This window comes from Frondihabitans sp. PhB188 (assembly GCF_003752365.1).
Classification (GTDB): domain Bacteria; phylum Actinomycetota; class Actinomycetes; order Actinomycetales; family Microbacteriaceae; genus Frondihabitans.
The window spans coordinates 250854-265711 of the sequence record NZ_RJUO01000002.1 but is presented as its reverse complement, the minus strand read 5'-3'; the positions used below and the strand labels follow the sequence as shown (position 1 = coordinate 265711).

Below are 14858 nucleotides of genomic sequence, written 5' to 3'. Positions count from 1 at the left end.
GCGCGGGGGTGCTCGGTCAGCAACCAGCGACTCCTCACCGCCCGGGTTGGGGCGGGGCTCGCGGTGCGCGCCCGCACGCGCGCGCGGCGCGCGGCCCCGAGCCGCTCAGGCCAGCGGCAGGTGCTTCCGCGACGACACCAGCACGAGCACGAACGACGCCAGCGCCAGCCCGACGGCCACCGTCAGGATGGTCAGCACGGGCACCGCGGAGGCGAGTGCCGCGATGACGGCGGGGGCGAGGAAGCCGGCGTAGGCGATCGCGTAGAAGACACCGGTCAGGCCGGCGAGGTCGCGAGTTCCTGCGATCGTCTGAACTTCCTGAAGACCTGACACCAGGCCGATGCCCATGCCGAAGCCGATGACGACGTCAGCAGCGAGGCCGACCCAGATCGACTGGGTGGCGATCGCGGCGATGACGATGACGAGTCCGACCCCGATGAACGCGACCATCGTCGCGAGTCCGCGAGCGCTGGACGTCGAGTGGACACGGCGCGCGAGCGGCTGAAAGGCCGACGAGACACCGAGTGCCACGACGGTCGCGGCGGTCGCGAACACGAGACCCCACGATCCGGTCGCCCCGCGGAGCTGCGTCGGCAGATAGCCGTAGCCGATGGCCGCGCCGGCGAAGATCCACGGGCACGAGATCGCGACAACGCGCACGAAGCGGCGGTGCTTGGCCGACGGCACTGTGAGCTGCTTCCACCACGGTCCGGCGAGGCCGCTGCCCGACTGCGTCTCAGGAGCCCGCAGCACCACCAGGATGAACGGCAGGGTCACCATGATGTGAATCAGGAAGGGCAGCACCTCAGGAATCGGCCCCCACTGCGCGATCAGGCCTGCAACGAGGGCACCGGCGCCTGAGCCCAGCGTGAAGGCGAGCGACGCGCGGCGAGCACCGGCGGCACGGTCGGCCGTCGGGTCGAAGCGGCCCTGCGAGAGCTCCTTGATCCAGCTGTTTCCGACGGCCATGGCGACGCCGACCGTCGCTCCTGAGAAGAGGCGACCGATCAGCAGGAACTCGGGACCCATCGGCCCGCAGGCCAGCAGCCCGCTCCCGACGACGGCGGACACCAGCCCCGCCAGCATCAGCGGCTTGCGGCCGTGGCGGTCCGACAGCGAACCGGCGATCAGGAGCGCCGGCGCGAGACCGAGCACGTACACGCCCAGGAACGCGTTCACGAGCACGGAGCTGTAGTGCTGCCGGTCTTCGTACATCAGGAGGAGGGGGCTGAACTGGTTGCCGCCCCACGACGAGACGAAGACGGCGCCCCAGAGGAGAAGCCACGTGCGGGGCTTCGCGGTTCCTGCGCCCGCGACCGTCGTCGCGCGGACCGAGCCGGTGTCGACCGCGCTCACAGCAGGCCCCTCAGGATGCCGACGTGGCGGGCGAGGACCGCCGCGTAGGCATCGGCGTCGCGCCGCGCGACGGCGTCGGCCAGCGCCTCGTGATCGTGGAGTGTGACCGCGAGGTGATCAGGACGCACACGGGTGAGGTGATGACGGAGGCGATGGGCTCGGTCGTGCAGGAGGCGGGAGAAGTGCGCGGCGATCGGATTGCGGCTCGCCAGCACGACGGCGGTGTGGAAAGCGTCGTCGGCTTCGAGGAAGGCGTCCGTGTCTCCCGCCGATAGCGCTTCGCGCTGCGCCGTCAGGAGGGTCCTGAGCACGGCTACGAGCTCGGTCGCGTCGGAGGCGACGGCGCGCCGGGCGGCCGCCGCCTCGACGGCCTCGCGCATCTCGACGACGTCATCGGCCTCGCTCGGCGACATCGGCCGGACGACGGCGCCCTTGCGCGACTCAAGCGTCAGGAGCTCCTCCGCGGCGAGGCGGAGGAACGCCTCGTGCACGGGCGTGCGGCTGAGCCCGAGCTCCTGGCAGACGGTGATCTCGCTCAGGGAGGAGCCGCCGGGCAGGTCGCCGCGGATGATCCGGCGCTTGGTGTCGATGTACGCGCGCTCGGCGGCGCTCGTGTCGGGAAGGGTCGCTGTCACGGGACGAGCATAGGTTGCATGCAACGATGCATGCAATGGGTGGAAGTGGCGGGACCTTGCTTATTCAGGGCATCTGCACGGCACCCGTCGCCGATGCCCGGCCCTACGCTGAGGGGGTGAGAATTCTCCTGATTCGGCACGCCCAGACCACAGCCAACGCTGGCGGCATCCTCTCGACCGCCGCCCCCGGCCCCGAGCTGACTGAGCTCGGCCGCGCGCAGGCCGAGGCGCTCGTCGATCGCCTGGCGCACGAGTCGATCGCCGGCATCTTCGTCTCGTCGCTGCAGCGCACCGCGCAGACGGCCGCGCCCCTCGGCTGCGCCAGGGGGCTGGAGATCGAGGTCGTCGACGGCGTGCACGAGATCGAGGCCGGCGACTTCGAGGGCACGAACGACACCGACTCGATGACCGCCTACCTTGCGCCGATCCGCCGCTGGGCCGAGGGCGACCTCGCGGCGACGGTCCCCGGGGCCTACGACGGATCGCACTTCCTCGGCCGGTTCGACGGTGCGCTCGCCGCGATCGCCGAGAGGCACGACGACGACTCGACGGTGGTCGTGGTGTCGCACGCCGGATCGATCCGCGTCTGGCTCGGCGGCCGCGCGACGAACCTCGACCCGGCATTCTCGGTCGCCCACTCGCTCGACAACGCCGGGGTGATCGAGCTGTCGGGGTCTCCTGACGGAGGGTGGCGCGTCGACGCGTGGCAGGGCGAGGCGGTGCAGGCCTACTGAGTTCGGGGTGGGCGGCGGGTGCGAGTTCCTGCGCCCCGGGCTCTGTTGCGTCTCAGGCTCTGGTGCTGCTCAGGCGCCGAGCAGCGCCCGCGCCGTGCTCTCGTCGATGATCAGGTCGGTGACGAGGCCGGCCGCGAGAGCCCCGCGAATACCCGGCACCTTCGACGTGCCGGCGACCACGCAGACGCGGCGCGGCGCCCGGCGGATCGTTGCGAACTCAGGACCCGACGCGCGCTTGTTCAGCTCGATGTCGCTCGACGAGCCGTCCTCCCTCAGGAAGACGGTCGCCACGTCGCCCACGACGCCGTCGCGCCGCAGGCTCTCGTGGTCGGCATCCTCCAGGTAGCCGCCGGAGTAGACGTGGCTCGGCACGAGGGCCGACGGGGCTCCGATGCCGAACAGCACGACGTCCATCGACTCCTGAAGCTCGAGCACCCGCTTGGTGCTGCGCTCACGCCAGAGGGCGAGCTTCGTGTCGGGGTCGTCGAAGAACGCCGGCACGGGGAACTGCTGCACCTGCGCACCGAACGCGTCTCCGAACCGGCGCAGGATCTCACTCGCGTAGACGATGCCGGTCGTGCGGGTGTTGGCAGCGCCGTTCAGCTGCACGATCATCGAGCCGTGCGTCGACTTGGGCACGAGGTAGCGGCTGATCGCGCTGACCGTCGAGCCCCAGGCGATGCCGACGACCATGTTCGAGTCGACGAACGGCGTGAGAATTCGTGCAGCCGACAGGGCTACGCGGTCGAGCCGATCGACGTCGGTGGTCTGGTCGGGGATCGGCACGACGTGGGCGACGACGTTGTACCGACGGTGCAGGGCGTCGCTCACGACGGTCGCCTGATCGAGCGGCGACTTGATCTGGATGTCGACGAGGCCGGTCTCCCGCGCGAAACTCAGGAGGCGCGACACGGACGATCGCGACGTTCCGAGCTCGCGAGCGATCGCCTCCATCGTGAGGTCCTGGAGATAGTAGAGATGCGATGCGCGCAAGGCGTCCTGAGTGCGGTCTGACGCGGTTGAATCAGGAAGAGTCATGAGTGCCTCCGTCTGCACGTATGTGCACAGGCCTTGACCACTCGCGCGCACACGTCAAGTATGGCTGTGTTCAGCATCACCAGTTCCACTGAGATCGAAGAGGACAGAGCCAGTGACCGAGTCGAAGAAGACAGAAGCGGGCAAGCTCCGCGCCAACGTGTCGCGAATCGTGGATCGGCCGTCGGCCCAGGTCCTGATCATCGGCGGCGGCATCAACGGAATCGCGACGTTCCGCGACCTGGCGCTGCAGGGCGTCGACGTCGTGCTCGTCGAGCGCAACGACTACGCGTCGGGCGCTTCGGCCGCGTCGAGCCACATGATCCACGGCGGCATCCGCTACCTCGAGAACGGCGAGTTCCGTCTCGTCCGCGAGTCGGTCGAGGAGCGAAACGGCCTCCTGAAGATCGCACCCCACTACGTCAAGCCGCTTCAGACCACGATGCCGATCTTCTCGACGTTCTCCGGTCTGATGAACGCGCCCCTGCGCATGCTCACGCACAAGCAGCGCTCCACCAAGGAGCGCGGCGCCGTCCTGATCAAGGTCGGCATGACCCTGTACGACTCCTTCTCGCGTGACGGCGGCACCGTCCCGCGTCACAAGTTCCTGACTCGCTCCGCGGCCCTCCGCGACATGCCCTCCCTGAACAAGAACCTCAAGTACACCGGCACCTACTACGACGCCTCCGTGCACGAGCCCGAGCGTCTCGCCCTCGACGTACTGAAGGACGGCCTCGCCGCCGGCAACCGCGGCGCCGCCGGAGCCACCTCCCGCAGCGCGAACTACGTCGAGGCGGTCGGCGCTCAGGACGGCGGCGTGCTCCTGCGCGACGTCGTGTCGGGCACGGAGTTCGTCGTCACCGCCGATGTCGTCGTCAACGCCTCCGGGCCCTGGACCGACCTCACCAACGAGGTCTTCGGCGCGACGTCGCAGTTCATGGGCGGCACCAAGGGCTCGCACATCGTCGTCGACCACCCCGAGCTCCTCAAGGCCACCAACGGCCGCGAGCTGTTCTTCGAGAACAACGACGGCCGCATCGTCCTGATCTACCCGCTCAAGGGCCGCGTCCTGATCGGGACGACCGACCTCGAGGCCGACATGAGCCAGCCCGCAGTCTGCACCGAGGAGGAGGTCGACTACTTCTTCGACCTCGTGAAGCACGTCTTCCCGAAGATCACGATCACGCGCGACGACATCGTCTACCGCTACTCGGGCGTGCGCCCGCTGCCGAAGCACGACGACCTCGCCGCCGGCTTCGTGTCACGCGACTACCGCATCGTCGAGACCGAGGTCGCCTCGCTGCCGAAGTCGAAGGTGCTGTCGCTCGTCGGCGGCAAGTGGACCACCTTCCGCGCCCTCTCGGCGCACCTCTCGACCGAGGCCACCACGCGCCTCGGCGTCGGACGCACCATCGACACCGCGGGCATGCCCATCGGCGGCGGCAAGGACTTCCCGACGCTGCCCGGCGACCGCGCCAAGTGGATCACCGAGCACCAGGGCGGCCTGGATCGCGCTCAGGTCGACCGCCTCCTGACCCGTTACGGAACGCGCGCCGAAGAGGTCATCCAGACGCTCCTCGACCAGCCGTCCGAGGCCCTCGCGAGCGATGCCGACTTCACCGAGGCCGAGATCGCCTACTTCGCCGAGCACGAGGACGCCGTCCACCTGGTCGACGTCATCCTGCGCCGCACGAACCTCGCGTTCGTGGGCGGCGTGACCCACGAGGTCCTCGCTGAGATCGCCGGAATCCTGCAGAGCTCGCTCGGCTGGACCGATGACGCGCGTGACGCCGAGATCGCGGACACCGTCGAGATCCTGAAGACGTTCCACGGCGTCGAGGTCTCGTCGCAGGATGCCCCCGCCGGCTCGTCGGCCCAGTCGCCTGCCGCTGCCCCCGCCGAGGCCGAGAGCCCCGTGTCGGCCGCGGCCTCCGGCTCGCCCCAGGCGTAAGCCACCCACGACTCGCGGCCCCGCCGCCCGGACTCGCGAGAGGTTCGGGTGGCGGGGCCGCGTTCGTCGTGCGCGGTGCGGACTCAGGTGATGTGGGCGGGCAGAGCGTGCGATCGCCGAGTCCGCGGCGGGCGCGGTGCGGTTCTCCTGAATCGCGACGTGCGTCGGGAGGCGAGGCGCCGAGTTCCTGCGCCCTGATCAGTGCACGGGCACAGGAACTCCGCGCTCCGCGCTAGCCGCCGAGCCTGCCCGTCAGGCGGCCATGGAACGCCTGCGACCTCTCGTCGAGGCCCTCGATCGCTACGGTCTTGCCGAGCGCGGCGTACTTCGTCTCGATCGAGTCGAGAGCGGCGACGGTCGAGGCATCCCACACCTGGGCGGCGGTGAGGTCGATCGTGACGTTCTCAGGATCTTCGGCGTAGGCGAACCGCTCGACGAGGTCGTTGGACGAGCCGAAGAACAAGGGTCCTGACACGGCGTATCGCACGGCCTCGCCCACGGAAGCGCGATCCACCTGAATGACGTGCGCGACTCGGCGCGCGAACAAGACCATCGCGAGCACGACGCCGACGAGCACTCCGAGCGCGAGGTTGTTCGACACCACCACCACCACGACGGTCACGACCATGACGATTGTCTCGGGGACGGGCATGCGGCGAAGGGTCGACGGCTTCACGCTGTGCCAGTCGACCGTCGTGATGGCCACGATCATCATGACCGCGGCCAGAGCCACCATGGGGATCTGCGCCATGACCCCCGCCAGACCCGTGACGAGCGCGAGCAGGAACAGCCCGGCCACCGCCGTCGACACTCGCGTCCGGGCGCCGCCGGTCTTCACGTTCAGGATGGTCTGGCCGATCATGGCGCAGCCGGCGATGCCTCCGTAGAACCCCGCCGCGATGTTCGCGACGCCGAGCGCCCACGACTCCTTGCCCTTGTGGGAGCGAGTCTCGGTCAGGTCGTCGACGAGCTTCGCCGTCAGGAGGGTCTCCATCAGGCCGACGAACGCCACGCTGATGGCGGTCGGCCAGATGATCGACAGCGTCGTCAGGTTCAGCGGAACGAGCAGCTGCGTCAGGCCGGGAAGGCCTCCGCTGAGGGGTCCTTCGTCGCCCACGTTCGGCACGTCGGCACCGCCGAAGATGACGATCGCCGTCACCAGCACGATCGCGACGAGCGGCGCCGGCACGGCCTTCGTGAAGCGCGGCAGGATCAGGATCACCGCGAGCGTCAGGGCGAACAGCACGTAGGCCAGCCACGGCACGTCGATGACGTGCCGCACCTGCGCGACGAAGATCAGGATGCCGAGCGCGTTGACGAAGCCGATCATGACGCTGCGGGGGATGAAGCGCATCAGACGCGCGAGCCCCGCGGTGCCGAAGACGATCTGCACGATTCCTGCCAGAACGACCGTCGGCAGCACGTACTTGACCCCGTGCTCGTGAACCAGAGGCGCGATCACGAGCGCGACCGACCCGGCGGCGGCCGTCACGACTCCCGGTCGGCCGCCGAGCACGGTCATCACCAGAGTCAGGACGATCGACGCCACGAGGCTGACCAGCGGGTCCACTCCGGCGACGACCGAGAACGAGATCACCTCGGGAACGAGCGCGAGCGTCGTGACGATGCCCGCCAGCGCCTCGCGGGTGAGCAGGCGCGGGTTCTTCAGGACGTCGAGCACGCCGATCGGGCGGTCGAGGGCAGGCGTGATCATGGCGTCTTTCGGGTGCGGTCGAAGGTGATGCAGGAACTCGGGGCAGTCGTCAGATCAGGCGGCACCCGGTCGATTCGGGGCGCACCGTTGCGCCAGTGTCAGGATACGCGGCCACCGGGTCAGCTCCGCACGTGCATCCGCTCCCCCTGCCGCCCGAACAGGCTCAGGAATTCGACAGCGCGCTGGTCGGCGCGGCCGAACCAGTGGGGCGTCGTGGTGTCGAACTCGGCCGCCTCGCCTGACTCCAGGACCATGTCGCGGTCGCCGACGATCAGCCGCAGGCGACCGCGGATCACGTAGACCCACTCGTGGCCCTCGTGCGTGCGCGGAGTGGGGTCGCGGTCGTCAGCGCTTCGGGTGCCGTCCGTGCTTTCGGCGAACAAGTGCTTGAAGACCTGAACGCCTGACGCGCCGCGCGACAGCGGCAGGATCGTCTGGCCGTGCCGGCGGACCGGCTTGATATGAATGCGCGGGTCTCCGGTCTGCGGTGCGCCGACCAGATCGTCGAGCGGGACGCCGTGCGCTCGGGCGAGGGGGAGGAGGAGCTCGAGAGTCGGCTTGCGGCCGCCCGACTCCAGCCGCGAGAGCGTGCTCACCGAGATCCCGGTCTCCGTGGACAGATCGGCGAGGGTCACGTCGCGCTGCTGACGGAGGGCTCGGAGGCAGGTGCCGACGGCGTCGAGCACCGCGCGCGTGGGGTCGAGGTTTGCCATACCGGCAAGGTTAGTTGCCGTCCGGACTCGTGTCGACTGAGGATGAGCCATGATCGATTCAGTCCCAGCCGTGTCCGGAGATGCGAACCCCTACGACGTCATCGTCATCGGCGGAGGTGCAGCCGGCCTGAGTTCCGCGCTGACGCTTGCCCGAGCGCGCCGACGCGTCCTCGTCGTCGATTCGGGTGAGCCGCGCAACGCCCGTGCAGAGGGCGTTCACAATTTCCTCACCCGCGACGGGATGACTCCGCTCGACCTCGTGGCCGCGGGTCGCGCCGAGGTCGAGTCGTATGGCGGCATCGTTCGCGAGGGGGTCGTGGTCGCGGCGCGTGGCGATGTGGCGCGGGGGTTCGAGGTGGATGTGGTGGCTTCTGCTGTGGGTCGTGCGGGTGCGGGTGCTGGTGCTGGTGCTGGTGCCGGTGCCGGTGCAAGCGCAAGTGCAGGTATGGGTGCCGGTGCGGGCAGCGGTGTGGGTGCGGGCGGCGTCGCCGGTGCTGGGGGCGGTCCCGGTTCGGGCGATGGTGCGGGGGCACGCCGTGTTGCGTCGGCCGACTCAGGAATGCTGACGCTGCGCGCCCGTCGCCTCGTGGTCACCACGGGAATCACGGACGAGCTTCCTGAGGTCGCGGGCCTCGACGCCCGCTTCGGCCGCGACGTCATCCATTGTCCGTACTGCCACGGCTGGGAGGCCCGCGATCTGCCGATCGCCGTCATCGGCGTCAACACGTTCGCCACGCACCAGGCGCTCCTCTTCTCGCAGTGGTCGCCTGACGTGACCCTCGTGGTGCACGACCCGTCGGCGGCGCCTGGTCCCGACGACCGAGAGCGGCTCGCCGCGCGAGGCGTCCGCGTCGTCGAGGGCGGCCCGATCGAGTCAGTCCGTGTCGACGGCGATGCGCTCACCGGGCTGCGACTCGTCAGTGGGAACGTCGTCGACGCTCGGGCCGCCGCAGTCATGCCGACCGCCGTCGCCCGAGCCGGGTTCGTCGCCGACCTCGGGCTCGAGCTCGCGCCCGTGCCGATGGGTGCTGGGACGCGGATCGAGGTCGACGCGGCGCAGGGCACCTCGGTCGCCGGGGTGTGGGCCGCGGGGAACGTGACGGACCCTTCCCAGCAGGTGATCGCCGCCGCCGCGGGTGGCGTCGTCGCGGGGGCGCGGGCCAACTTCGACCTGCTGGAGGAGGACACGGCCGCCCTCGTCGCCGAGGCGCGGGCCGGCGCCTGACGGCGCGGGCCGGCGCCTGACGGCGCGGGCCGGCAACCGCGTCACACGCGGAGCCGAGCTTCCACCTCGCCGAGAGTGCACTTTTTGTCGATAAACGGCCCTCTGGCGACAAAAGTTGCACTTTCGCCGCAAGCGCGGGCCCTCACGTCGACGTCGACGTCGGCGTCGACGTCGGCATCGACACAGCCGGGGCCCACCGCGACCGCCGCGACCGCGACCGCCGCCGCCACAGCCCCTCACGGCCAGGCCGCCGCCACCCGCACACGCGGAACGGCCCCGGGCACGATACGCAGAACGGCCCCGGGCACCAAGCCCGGGGCCGTTCCGTACTGCGGTGAGCGCTAGTGCGCGGCGACCGGCACGTCGCTGCCGCTGTGCTCGCCGGCAGCAGCGACCTCGGCCTGACGGACGCCGTGGGGGCGGATCAGGAGTCCGCCGATGAGCGCGATGATCAGGAAGACGCCCGTCGCGATCCAGAAGGCCAGGTGGTACCCGGAGAGCGTCGCGTTGGCGAGGTCGGTCGGGGTGCGACCGTGGTCGTCGAGGTAGGACGTGATGGCGTTCGCGCTGAGGGTCGAGAGGAGCGCCGTTCCGATGGAGCCGCCGATCTGCTGCGCCGTGTTGACGGTGGCCGAGGCCACGCCGGCGTCCTCGCGAGCGACGCCAGAGGTGGCGGTGTTCATGGCCGACGAGAAGATCAGGCCCATTCCGAGGCCCATGACGATGAGGCCGGGAAGGACGACGCCCGCGTAGCTGGAATCGAGGCCGATCCGCGTCAAGAGTGCGAGGCCGCCGGCGGCGATGAGGGCGCCGACGAAGATCAGCAGACGCGGCCCGACGCGCGGCAGCAGGCGGCTGCCGAACAAGGTGGCGCTGAACATGATCGACAGCGGCATCGGGAGGAACGCCACGCCGGTCTTGAGCGACGAGAAGTTCAGCGTCTGCTCCATGTAGTAGGTCAGGAACAGGAACACGGCGAACATGCCGATTCCGGCGAGGCCGACTGTGAGGTACGCGCCGCCGCGGTCGCGGTTCAGGATGACCCGGAGCGGGAGCAGCGGATGCTTGACGCGCTGCTGGATCAGGACGAACGCGATCAGGAGGACGACGCCGGCCGCGAGGCAGGCGATCGTGACCGGGTCGCTCCACGAGCTGGTCTCGGCGTTCGAGAAGCCGTAGACGATTCCGACGAGCCCGGCCGTGACCGTGACGACGCCGGGGACATCGACCTTGGGCTTGTGAGCGACGACGCCGCGCGCCTTCAGGAACACGATCGCGCCGACGAGGGCGAGGACTGCGAAGACCACGTTGACGAAGAGGCAGAAGCGCCAGGAGGTGTACTCGGTGAGCACACCGCCGAGGAGGAGGCCGACGGCCGCTCCCGAACCGGCGATGGCGCCGAAGATGGCGAACGCCTTGCTGCGCTCCTTGGGCTCGGTGAAGCTCGTCGTCATGATGCCGAGCGCGGACGGGGCGAGCAGCGCGCCGAACACGCCCTGCAGAGCACGAGCGGCGACGAGAGCGCCGAACGAGTCGGCGGCCCCGCCCAGGACGGAAGCACCGGCGAAGCCGACGAGCCCGATGATGAAGGTCGTGCGGCGACCGAAGATGTCCGAGAGGCGGCCGCCGAGCAGGAGGAGGCTGCCGAACGCGAGCGAGTAGGCCGTGACGATCCACTGGCGGTTGTCGTTCGAGAAACCCAGGTCGGCCTGCGCCGAAGGGAGAGCGATGTTCACGATGGTGGCATCGAGAACGACCATCAGCTGAGCCAGCCCGACGATCGCCAGGATGATCCACTTGTGGTCGCGGGCGGCGGGTGCCGGCGACGAGTTCGGTGCCGCGGTCGCGGCAGAGGTGGTCGAGGTCATTGCATCCTGACGGTCGTGAAAACGGGAGAGAGAAAAGAAGAGGCGTTCACCGTTGGACGCAGTCGCGAGGCTACGGGGAGCCACCGACACTCGGACTCCAAGCGTGCAGTCACCGCAATCATTCCCTGATTCGCGGGAAATCCTCAGAGAGTTACAGAGAGTTCACGAGCGGGCCTTGCCCGATGCACTCGCCGCGAGGGTAGCGAGGTCGATGTCCAGCAGCAGCTTGACTCGCTCGTCTCGCCCCTCGCCGTAGCCGACGTCCGGCACGACGACGCTGGTGACGTGGCTCATGATGGCTCCGCCGATGTCGTTCCAGGCTCGGTCTCGCGCGGCGAGGACGATCTCGTCGACGTAGGCGTCATCGGCCGCCAGGGTCTCGAGACGCGAGGCGATCGTCGTGTAGATGGTCTGCCGCGAGGCGAGTGCAGTGTTGTCGTCGGCACGGTAGTCGAACTGGTGGCGCGAGCGTCCGCTCGACTTGAGAGCCTTGGCCCGCGTGTCGACCATGCGGCCGGCGAGCTCCACCTGCTCCTGCGCGAGGTGCGCCAGCTCGTCGCGCACGGCGACGGCTGTCTCGACGACGTCGAACGACTCCTGCTCGCGGAGCGCGCTCACGATGATCCGGTTCGCGACGGCGATCGTGGCCGCCGACTTCGCGATGAGCAGACCGTCGGCGACGGCGCCCTCGACCTCTGCGGGGTCGACGGTCTCCGCCGCGAGGCGGGCGCGCTTGGACTTGGATCTCACCACCCCTCAACGCTAGCGCGACAGGCGGTGGTTCGACGATGCGTGGCAGTCCGAGCAGGCGCGGATGTCGACGGGCACCCCTACTGTCGTCGCATGGCGATCACCCCCGACACGAAGAACTGGACCTGGGTCCTCGAGAGGCCGTGCGCTGACTGCGGCTACGACTCCGGCGCGACGGCGTTCGACGACGTGCCGCGTCTCGTACGAGAGAACGCAGCCGCGTGGCCGCCACGCCTCGCAGAGCACGACGCGCGAGACCGACCCGACGACGCGACGTGGTCGCCTCTCGAGTACGGCGCGCACGTCCGCGACCTCTTCCGCGTCTTCTCGACGCGCCTTCAGCTCATGCTCGACGACGACGCCCCGACGTTCCCCGACTGGGACCAAGATGCCACTGCCGTCACCGACGACTACGCGTCGCAAGAACCGACCGTGGTCGCCGACGAGCTGCTCGCCTCGGCAGTGAGAATCGCCGACGCGTTCGAGGCCGTGCGCCCCGAGCAGCTGCCGCGCACGGGGCTGCGCTCCGACGGCAGCGGGTTCACGGTCGAATCTCTCGCCCTCTACTTCGTCCACGACCCGATTCATCACCTGCACGACGTGACGGCGACGCTCTGAGACGAGAGAAGCGCAAGAACTCGGGGCACTCACTCCGCTCAGACCGAGAACGCCGCTTCCGGGCCACCCGTCAGCGCTGCGGTCACGCGCTCCGTCATGTCGGCGCTCATGGCCGGCATCGCATCCGCGGCGAACCACCGCGCCTCGGTGTTCTCGCCGTCGGCCGGCCGGGGGGCCCCCGAGACATAGCGGCAGACGAAGGTGTGGTCGATGTACTGGGCGCGGTCGCCGTTGGGATACGTGATCTCGTCCGTGACGCCGATTCGAGCGAGCCGGACCGGCACGACGACGAGGTCGGCCTCCTCGAGCACTTCGCGAGCAGCGGCTGCGGCGGGCTGCTCTCCGGGATCGATGATGCCGGTCACGGGTGTCCACGCACCCGTGTCGCTCCGCTTCACCAGCAGGATCTCCGCCGAAGCCGAAGAAGTCCGCGGCGACCCGTCCAGGTCGCGCACGACGACGGCGGTCACGCCGGTGAGCCAGAGCGGCGCGGTCCCGATCTTCTCGCGGAGGGCAAGGACGAATTCGGGGGTGGCCATGCGGGCAGGCTAGCAAGCGACGCGCCCGGGAACCCCGTGAATTGGGGGCACGATGCCCCGGACGGGGGACTCCCCGGGGTTGGTTGCACCCGGGAACATAAACGTGGGCCCGACGGGCGGGCCCAGGGGAGTTCCATCGTGACCATCGTCAATCCTTCGGCAGCCGACGCGCTGCGCGAGATCGAGCTGCCGTCGTCGTGCCTCAAGGCCGGCAACGGGCGAGGCGTGCCCATGCGCCGCTACTCCATGCTCGACTCCACCCTTCTTCTCACCGCGGTCCAGTCGATCGTCATCGCCACGCTGCTTCCGCTCGAGGGCAACGTCAAGCTCGCCGCGATCATCCTCGGCGTCGTCTTCACTGCCATCGCCGCCGTGATCAGCCGCCGCCGTGCCATCCGCAGCAAGGCCGTCCGCGACGAGCGCGCCGCGATCATCCGCTGGCTCGCGATCCACACGCCGCTCGACCACCGCAGCCGCCTCGCGCTCGCCTGGGCCGAGCCGCAGGAGATCGGCGACCGCCAGTACGAGTTCCGCTCCCTGACGGGCGGGCGGCAGCTCTCGCTCATCATCGACCTCGACATCCAGGTCGCATCGCTCGCGACCCTGTAGGGCCGGTTCGCCGGCACGGCGGGCCTCGACGGCGGGCTGCGAGTTCCTGCGCCCGTGGTCTGTGGAGAACTCCGGCGGCGAATCGACGCCCGAGCCTAGAATCGTCTCGCCCCGCAATCGCGACGAAACGAGACGACAGTGACCCCGACGACAGCGTCAGACGCAATCGCAGTAACCCCGAAGATCTTCGGTGACATCACCAAGGCCTTCGGCAACACCCCCCTGGTTCGAATCAACAAGCTCGGCGGCTCCGAGCGGGCCGAGATCCTCGGCAAGCTCGAGTTCTACAACCCGGGCAGCAGCGTCAAAGACCGTCTCGGCGTCGCCATCGTCGACGCCGCCGAGGCCTCGGGCGAGCTGACCGCCGGCGGAACGATCGTCGAGGGCACGAGCGGCAACACCGGAATCGCCCTGGCCCTCGTCGGCGCTGCGCGCGGCTACCGGGTGGTCATCACGATGCCCGAGACGATGAGCGTCGAACGACGCGTGCTGATGCGGGCGTTCGGTGCCGAGATCGTGCTCACGCCGGGTGGCGAGGGCATGCGCGGCGCACACGACCGAGCCGAGCAGATCGTCGCCGAGACCCCCGGTGCCGTGCTGGCGCACCAGTTCGAGACGCTCGCCAACGCCGAGATCCACCGCACCACGACGGCGCAGGAGATACTCCGCGACACCGACGGCAAGGTCGACATCTTCATCGCCGGCGTCGGAACAGGCGGCACGATCACGGGTGTCGGCCAGGTTCTCAAGGAGAAGGTCCCAGGCGTCCAGATCGTCGCGGTCGAGCCCGCCGACTCGCCCCTGCTCTCGCAGGGCAAGGCCGGCCCGCACAAGATCGCCGGCATCGGCGCGAACTTCGTGCCCGAGGTGCTCGACACCAGCGTCTACGACGAGGTCTTCCCGGTCGAGCTCGACGACGCCCTCCGCGTCGCCCGTGAGCTCGCCAGCGAAGAGGGGATCCTCAGCGGCATCTCGTCGGGAGCGATCATGCACGCGGCCCTCGAGATCGCGAAGCGTCCTGAGAACGCTGGCAAGCGCATGGTCGCGATCGTCTGCGACACCGGTGAGCGCTACCTCTCGACGGTGCTGTTCAGCGACCTGACGGACTAGG

Annotated in this window: 14 protein-coding genes; 6 read left to right on the top strand and 8 right to left on the bottom strand. The window is 69.4% G+C overall.

Annotated features, from left to right (window positions below; genetic code table 11):
* Window positions 1–105: 105 nt before the first annotated feature.
* Complete coding sequence (locus EDF46_RS06210; protein WP_123505418.1) at window positions 106–1356, bottom strand: MFS transporter; 1251 nt, start codon at window positions 1354–1356, stop codon at window positions 106–108.
* Window positions 1353–1991, bottom strand: coding sequence for a GntR family transcriptional regulator (locus EDF46_RS06205; RefSeq protein ID WP_123505417.1), 639 nt, complete (start codon window positions 1989–1991; stop codon window positions 1353–1355). The genes EDF46_RS06210 and EDF46_RS06205 overlap by 4 nt, the downstream gene beginning before the upstream one ends.
* 116 nt (window positions 1992–2107) lie before the next feature.
* Here EDF46_RS06205 and EDF46_RS06200 point away from each other — a divergent pair, with 116 nt between their 5' ends.
* Window positions 2108–2725: a histidine phosphatase family protein gene (locus EDF46_RS06200; protein WP_158614171.1), complete on the top strand. Its 618-nt coding sequence runs from the start codon at window positions 2108–2110 to the stop codon at window positions 2723–2725.
* 69 nt (window positions 2726–2794) lie between these two features.
* On the opposite strand, the gene EDF46_RS06195 is transcribed toward EDF46_RS06200, so the two are convergent.
* Window positions 2795–3763 carry a sugar-binding transcriptional regulator gene (locus EDF46_RS06195; protein WP_123505415.1) on the bottom strand — a complete coding sequence of 323 codons (969 nt, stop codon included), beginning with the start codon at window positions 3761–3763 and terminating at the stop codon, window positions 2795–2797.
* A 112-nt stretch (window positions 3764–3875) separates the two neighbouring features.
* Between EDF46_RS06195 and EDF46_RS06190 the strand changes: the two genes are divergently transcribed.
* Window positions 3876–5711: a glycerol-3-phosphate dehydrogenase/oxidase gene (locus tag EDF46_RS06190; protein ID WP_123505414.1), complete on the top strand. Its 1836-nt coding sequence runs from the start codon at window positions 3876–3878 to the stop codon at window positions 5709–5711.
* 232 nt (window positions 5712–5943) lie between these two features.
* Here EDF46_RS06190 and EDF46_RS06185 read toward each other — a convergent pair whose 3' ends face one another.
* Window positions 5944–7425, bottom strand: coding sequence for a SulP family inorganic anion transporter (locus EDF46_RS06185; RefSeq protein WP_123505413.1), 1482 nt, complete (start codon window positions 7423–7425; stop codon window positions 5944–5946).
* Window positions 7426–7544: 119 nt separating this feature from the next.
* Window positions 7545–8138 carry a helix-turn-helix domain-containing protein gene (locus EDF46_RS06180; protein WP_123505412.1) on the bottom strand — a complete coding sequence of 198 codons (594 nt, stop codon included), beginning with the start codon at window positions 8136–8138 and terminating at the stop codon, window positions 7545–7547.
* 49 nt (window positions 8139–8187) lie between these two features.
* Here EDF46_RS06180 and EDF46_RS06165 point away from each other — a divergent pair, with 49 nt between their 5' ends.
* Window positions 8188–9363 carry an NAD(P)/FAD-dependent oxidoreductase gene (locus tag EDF46_RS06165; protein WP_158614170.1) on the top strand — a complete coding sequence of 392 codons (1176 nt, stop codon included), beginning with the start codon at window positions 8188–8190 and terminating at the stop codon, window positions 9361–9363.
* A gap of 341 nt (window positions 9364–9704) precedes the next feature.
* Here EDF46_RS06165 and EDF46_RS06155 read toward each other — a convergent pair whose 3' ends face one another.
* Together EDF46_RS06155 and EDF46_RS06150 are read right to left on the bottom strand one after the other, a co-directional pair.
* Complete coding sequence (locus EDF46_RS06155) at window positions 9705–11231, bottom strand: MFS transporter (RefSeq protein WP_123505410.1); 1527 nt, start codon at window positions 11229–11231, stop codon at window positions 9705–9707.
* Window positions 11232–11393: 162 nt separating this feature from the next.
* Window positions 11394–11984, bottom strand: a complete 591-nt coding sequence (locus EDF46_RS06150) for a hypothetical protein (protein ID WP_123505409.1) — start codon at window positions 11982–11984, stop codon at window positions 11394–11396.
* Between the two features lie 90 nt (window positions 11985–12074).
* Between EDF46_RS06150 and EDF46_RS06145 the strand changes: the two genes are divergently transcribed.
* A complete protein-coding gene (locus EDF46_RS06145) occupies window positions 12075–12599 on the top strand; it encodes a DinB family protein (protein ID WP_123505408.1) in 525 nt (174 codons plus the stop codon).
* 38 nt (window positions 12600–12637) lie between these two features.
* On the opposite strand, the gene EDF46_RS06140 is transcribed toward EDF46_RS06145, so the two are convergent.
* Window positions 12638–13138, bottom strand: a complete 501-nt coding sequence (locus EDF46_RS06140) for an NUDIX domain-containing protein (protein WP_123505407.1) — start codon at window positions 13136–13138, stop codon at window positions 12638–12640.
* A gap of 138 nt (window positions 13139–13276) precedes the next feature.
* Here EDF46_RS06140 and EDF46_RS06135 point away from each other — a divergent pair, with 138 nt between their 5' ends.
* Window positions 13277–13747 (top strand): hypothetical protein, encoded by a 471-nt coding sequence (locus tag EDF46_RS06135; RefSeq protein ID WP_123505406.1) that lies wholly within the window; start codon window positions 13277–13279, stop codon window positions 13745–13747.
* A 138-nt stretch (window positions 13748–13885) separates the two neighbouring features.
* Window positions 13886–14857 carry a cysteine synthase A gene (gene cysK / locus EDF46_RS06130; RefSeq protein ID WP_304999876.1) on the top strand — a complete coding sequence of 324 codons (972 nt, stop codon included), beginning with the start codon at window positions 13886–13888 and terminating at the stop codon, window positions 14855–14857.
* Window position 14858 lies beyond the last annotated feature (1 nt).

Coding starts and splice junctions, on each gene's coding strand:
- EDF46_RS06145 (WP_123505408.1), top strand. CDS start 12,075: ATGGCGATCACCCCCGACACGAAGAACTGGACCTGGGTCCTCGAGAGG.
- EDF46_RS06165 (WP_158614170.1), top strand. CDS start 8,188: ATGATCGATTCAGTCCCAGCCGTGTCCGGAGATGCGAACCCCTACGAC.
- EDF46_RS06180 (WP_123505412.1), bottom strand. CDS start 8,138: ATGGCAAACCTCGACCCCACGCGCGCGGTGCTCGACGCCGTCGGCACC.
- EDF46_RS06185 (WP_123505413.1), bottom strand. CDS start 7,425: ATGATCACGCCTGCCCTCGACCGCCCGATCGGCGTGCTCGACGTCCTG.
- EDF46_RS06195 (WP_123505415.1), bottom strand. CDS start 3,763: ATGACTCTTCCTGATTCAACCGCGTCAGACCGCACTCAGGACGCCTTG.
- EDF46_RS06155 (WP_123505410.1), bottom strand. CDS start 11,231: ATGACCTCGACCACCTCTGCCGCGACCGCGGCACCGAACTCGTCGCCG.
- EDF46_RS06140 (WP_123505407.1), bottom strand. CDS start 13,138: ATGGCCACCCCCGAATTCGTCCTTGCCCTCCGCGAGAAGATCGGGACC.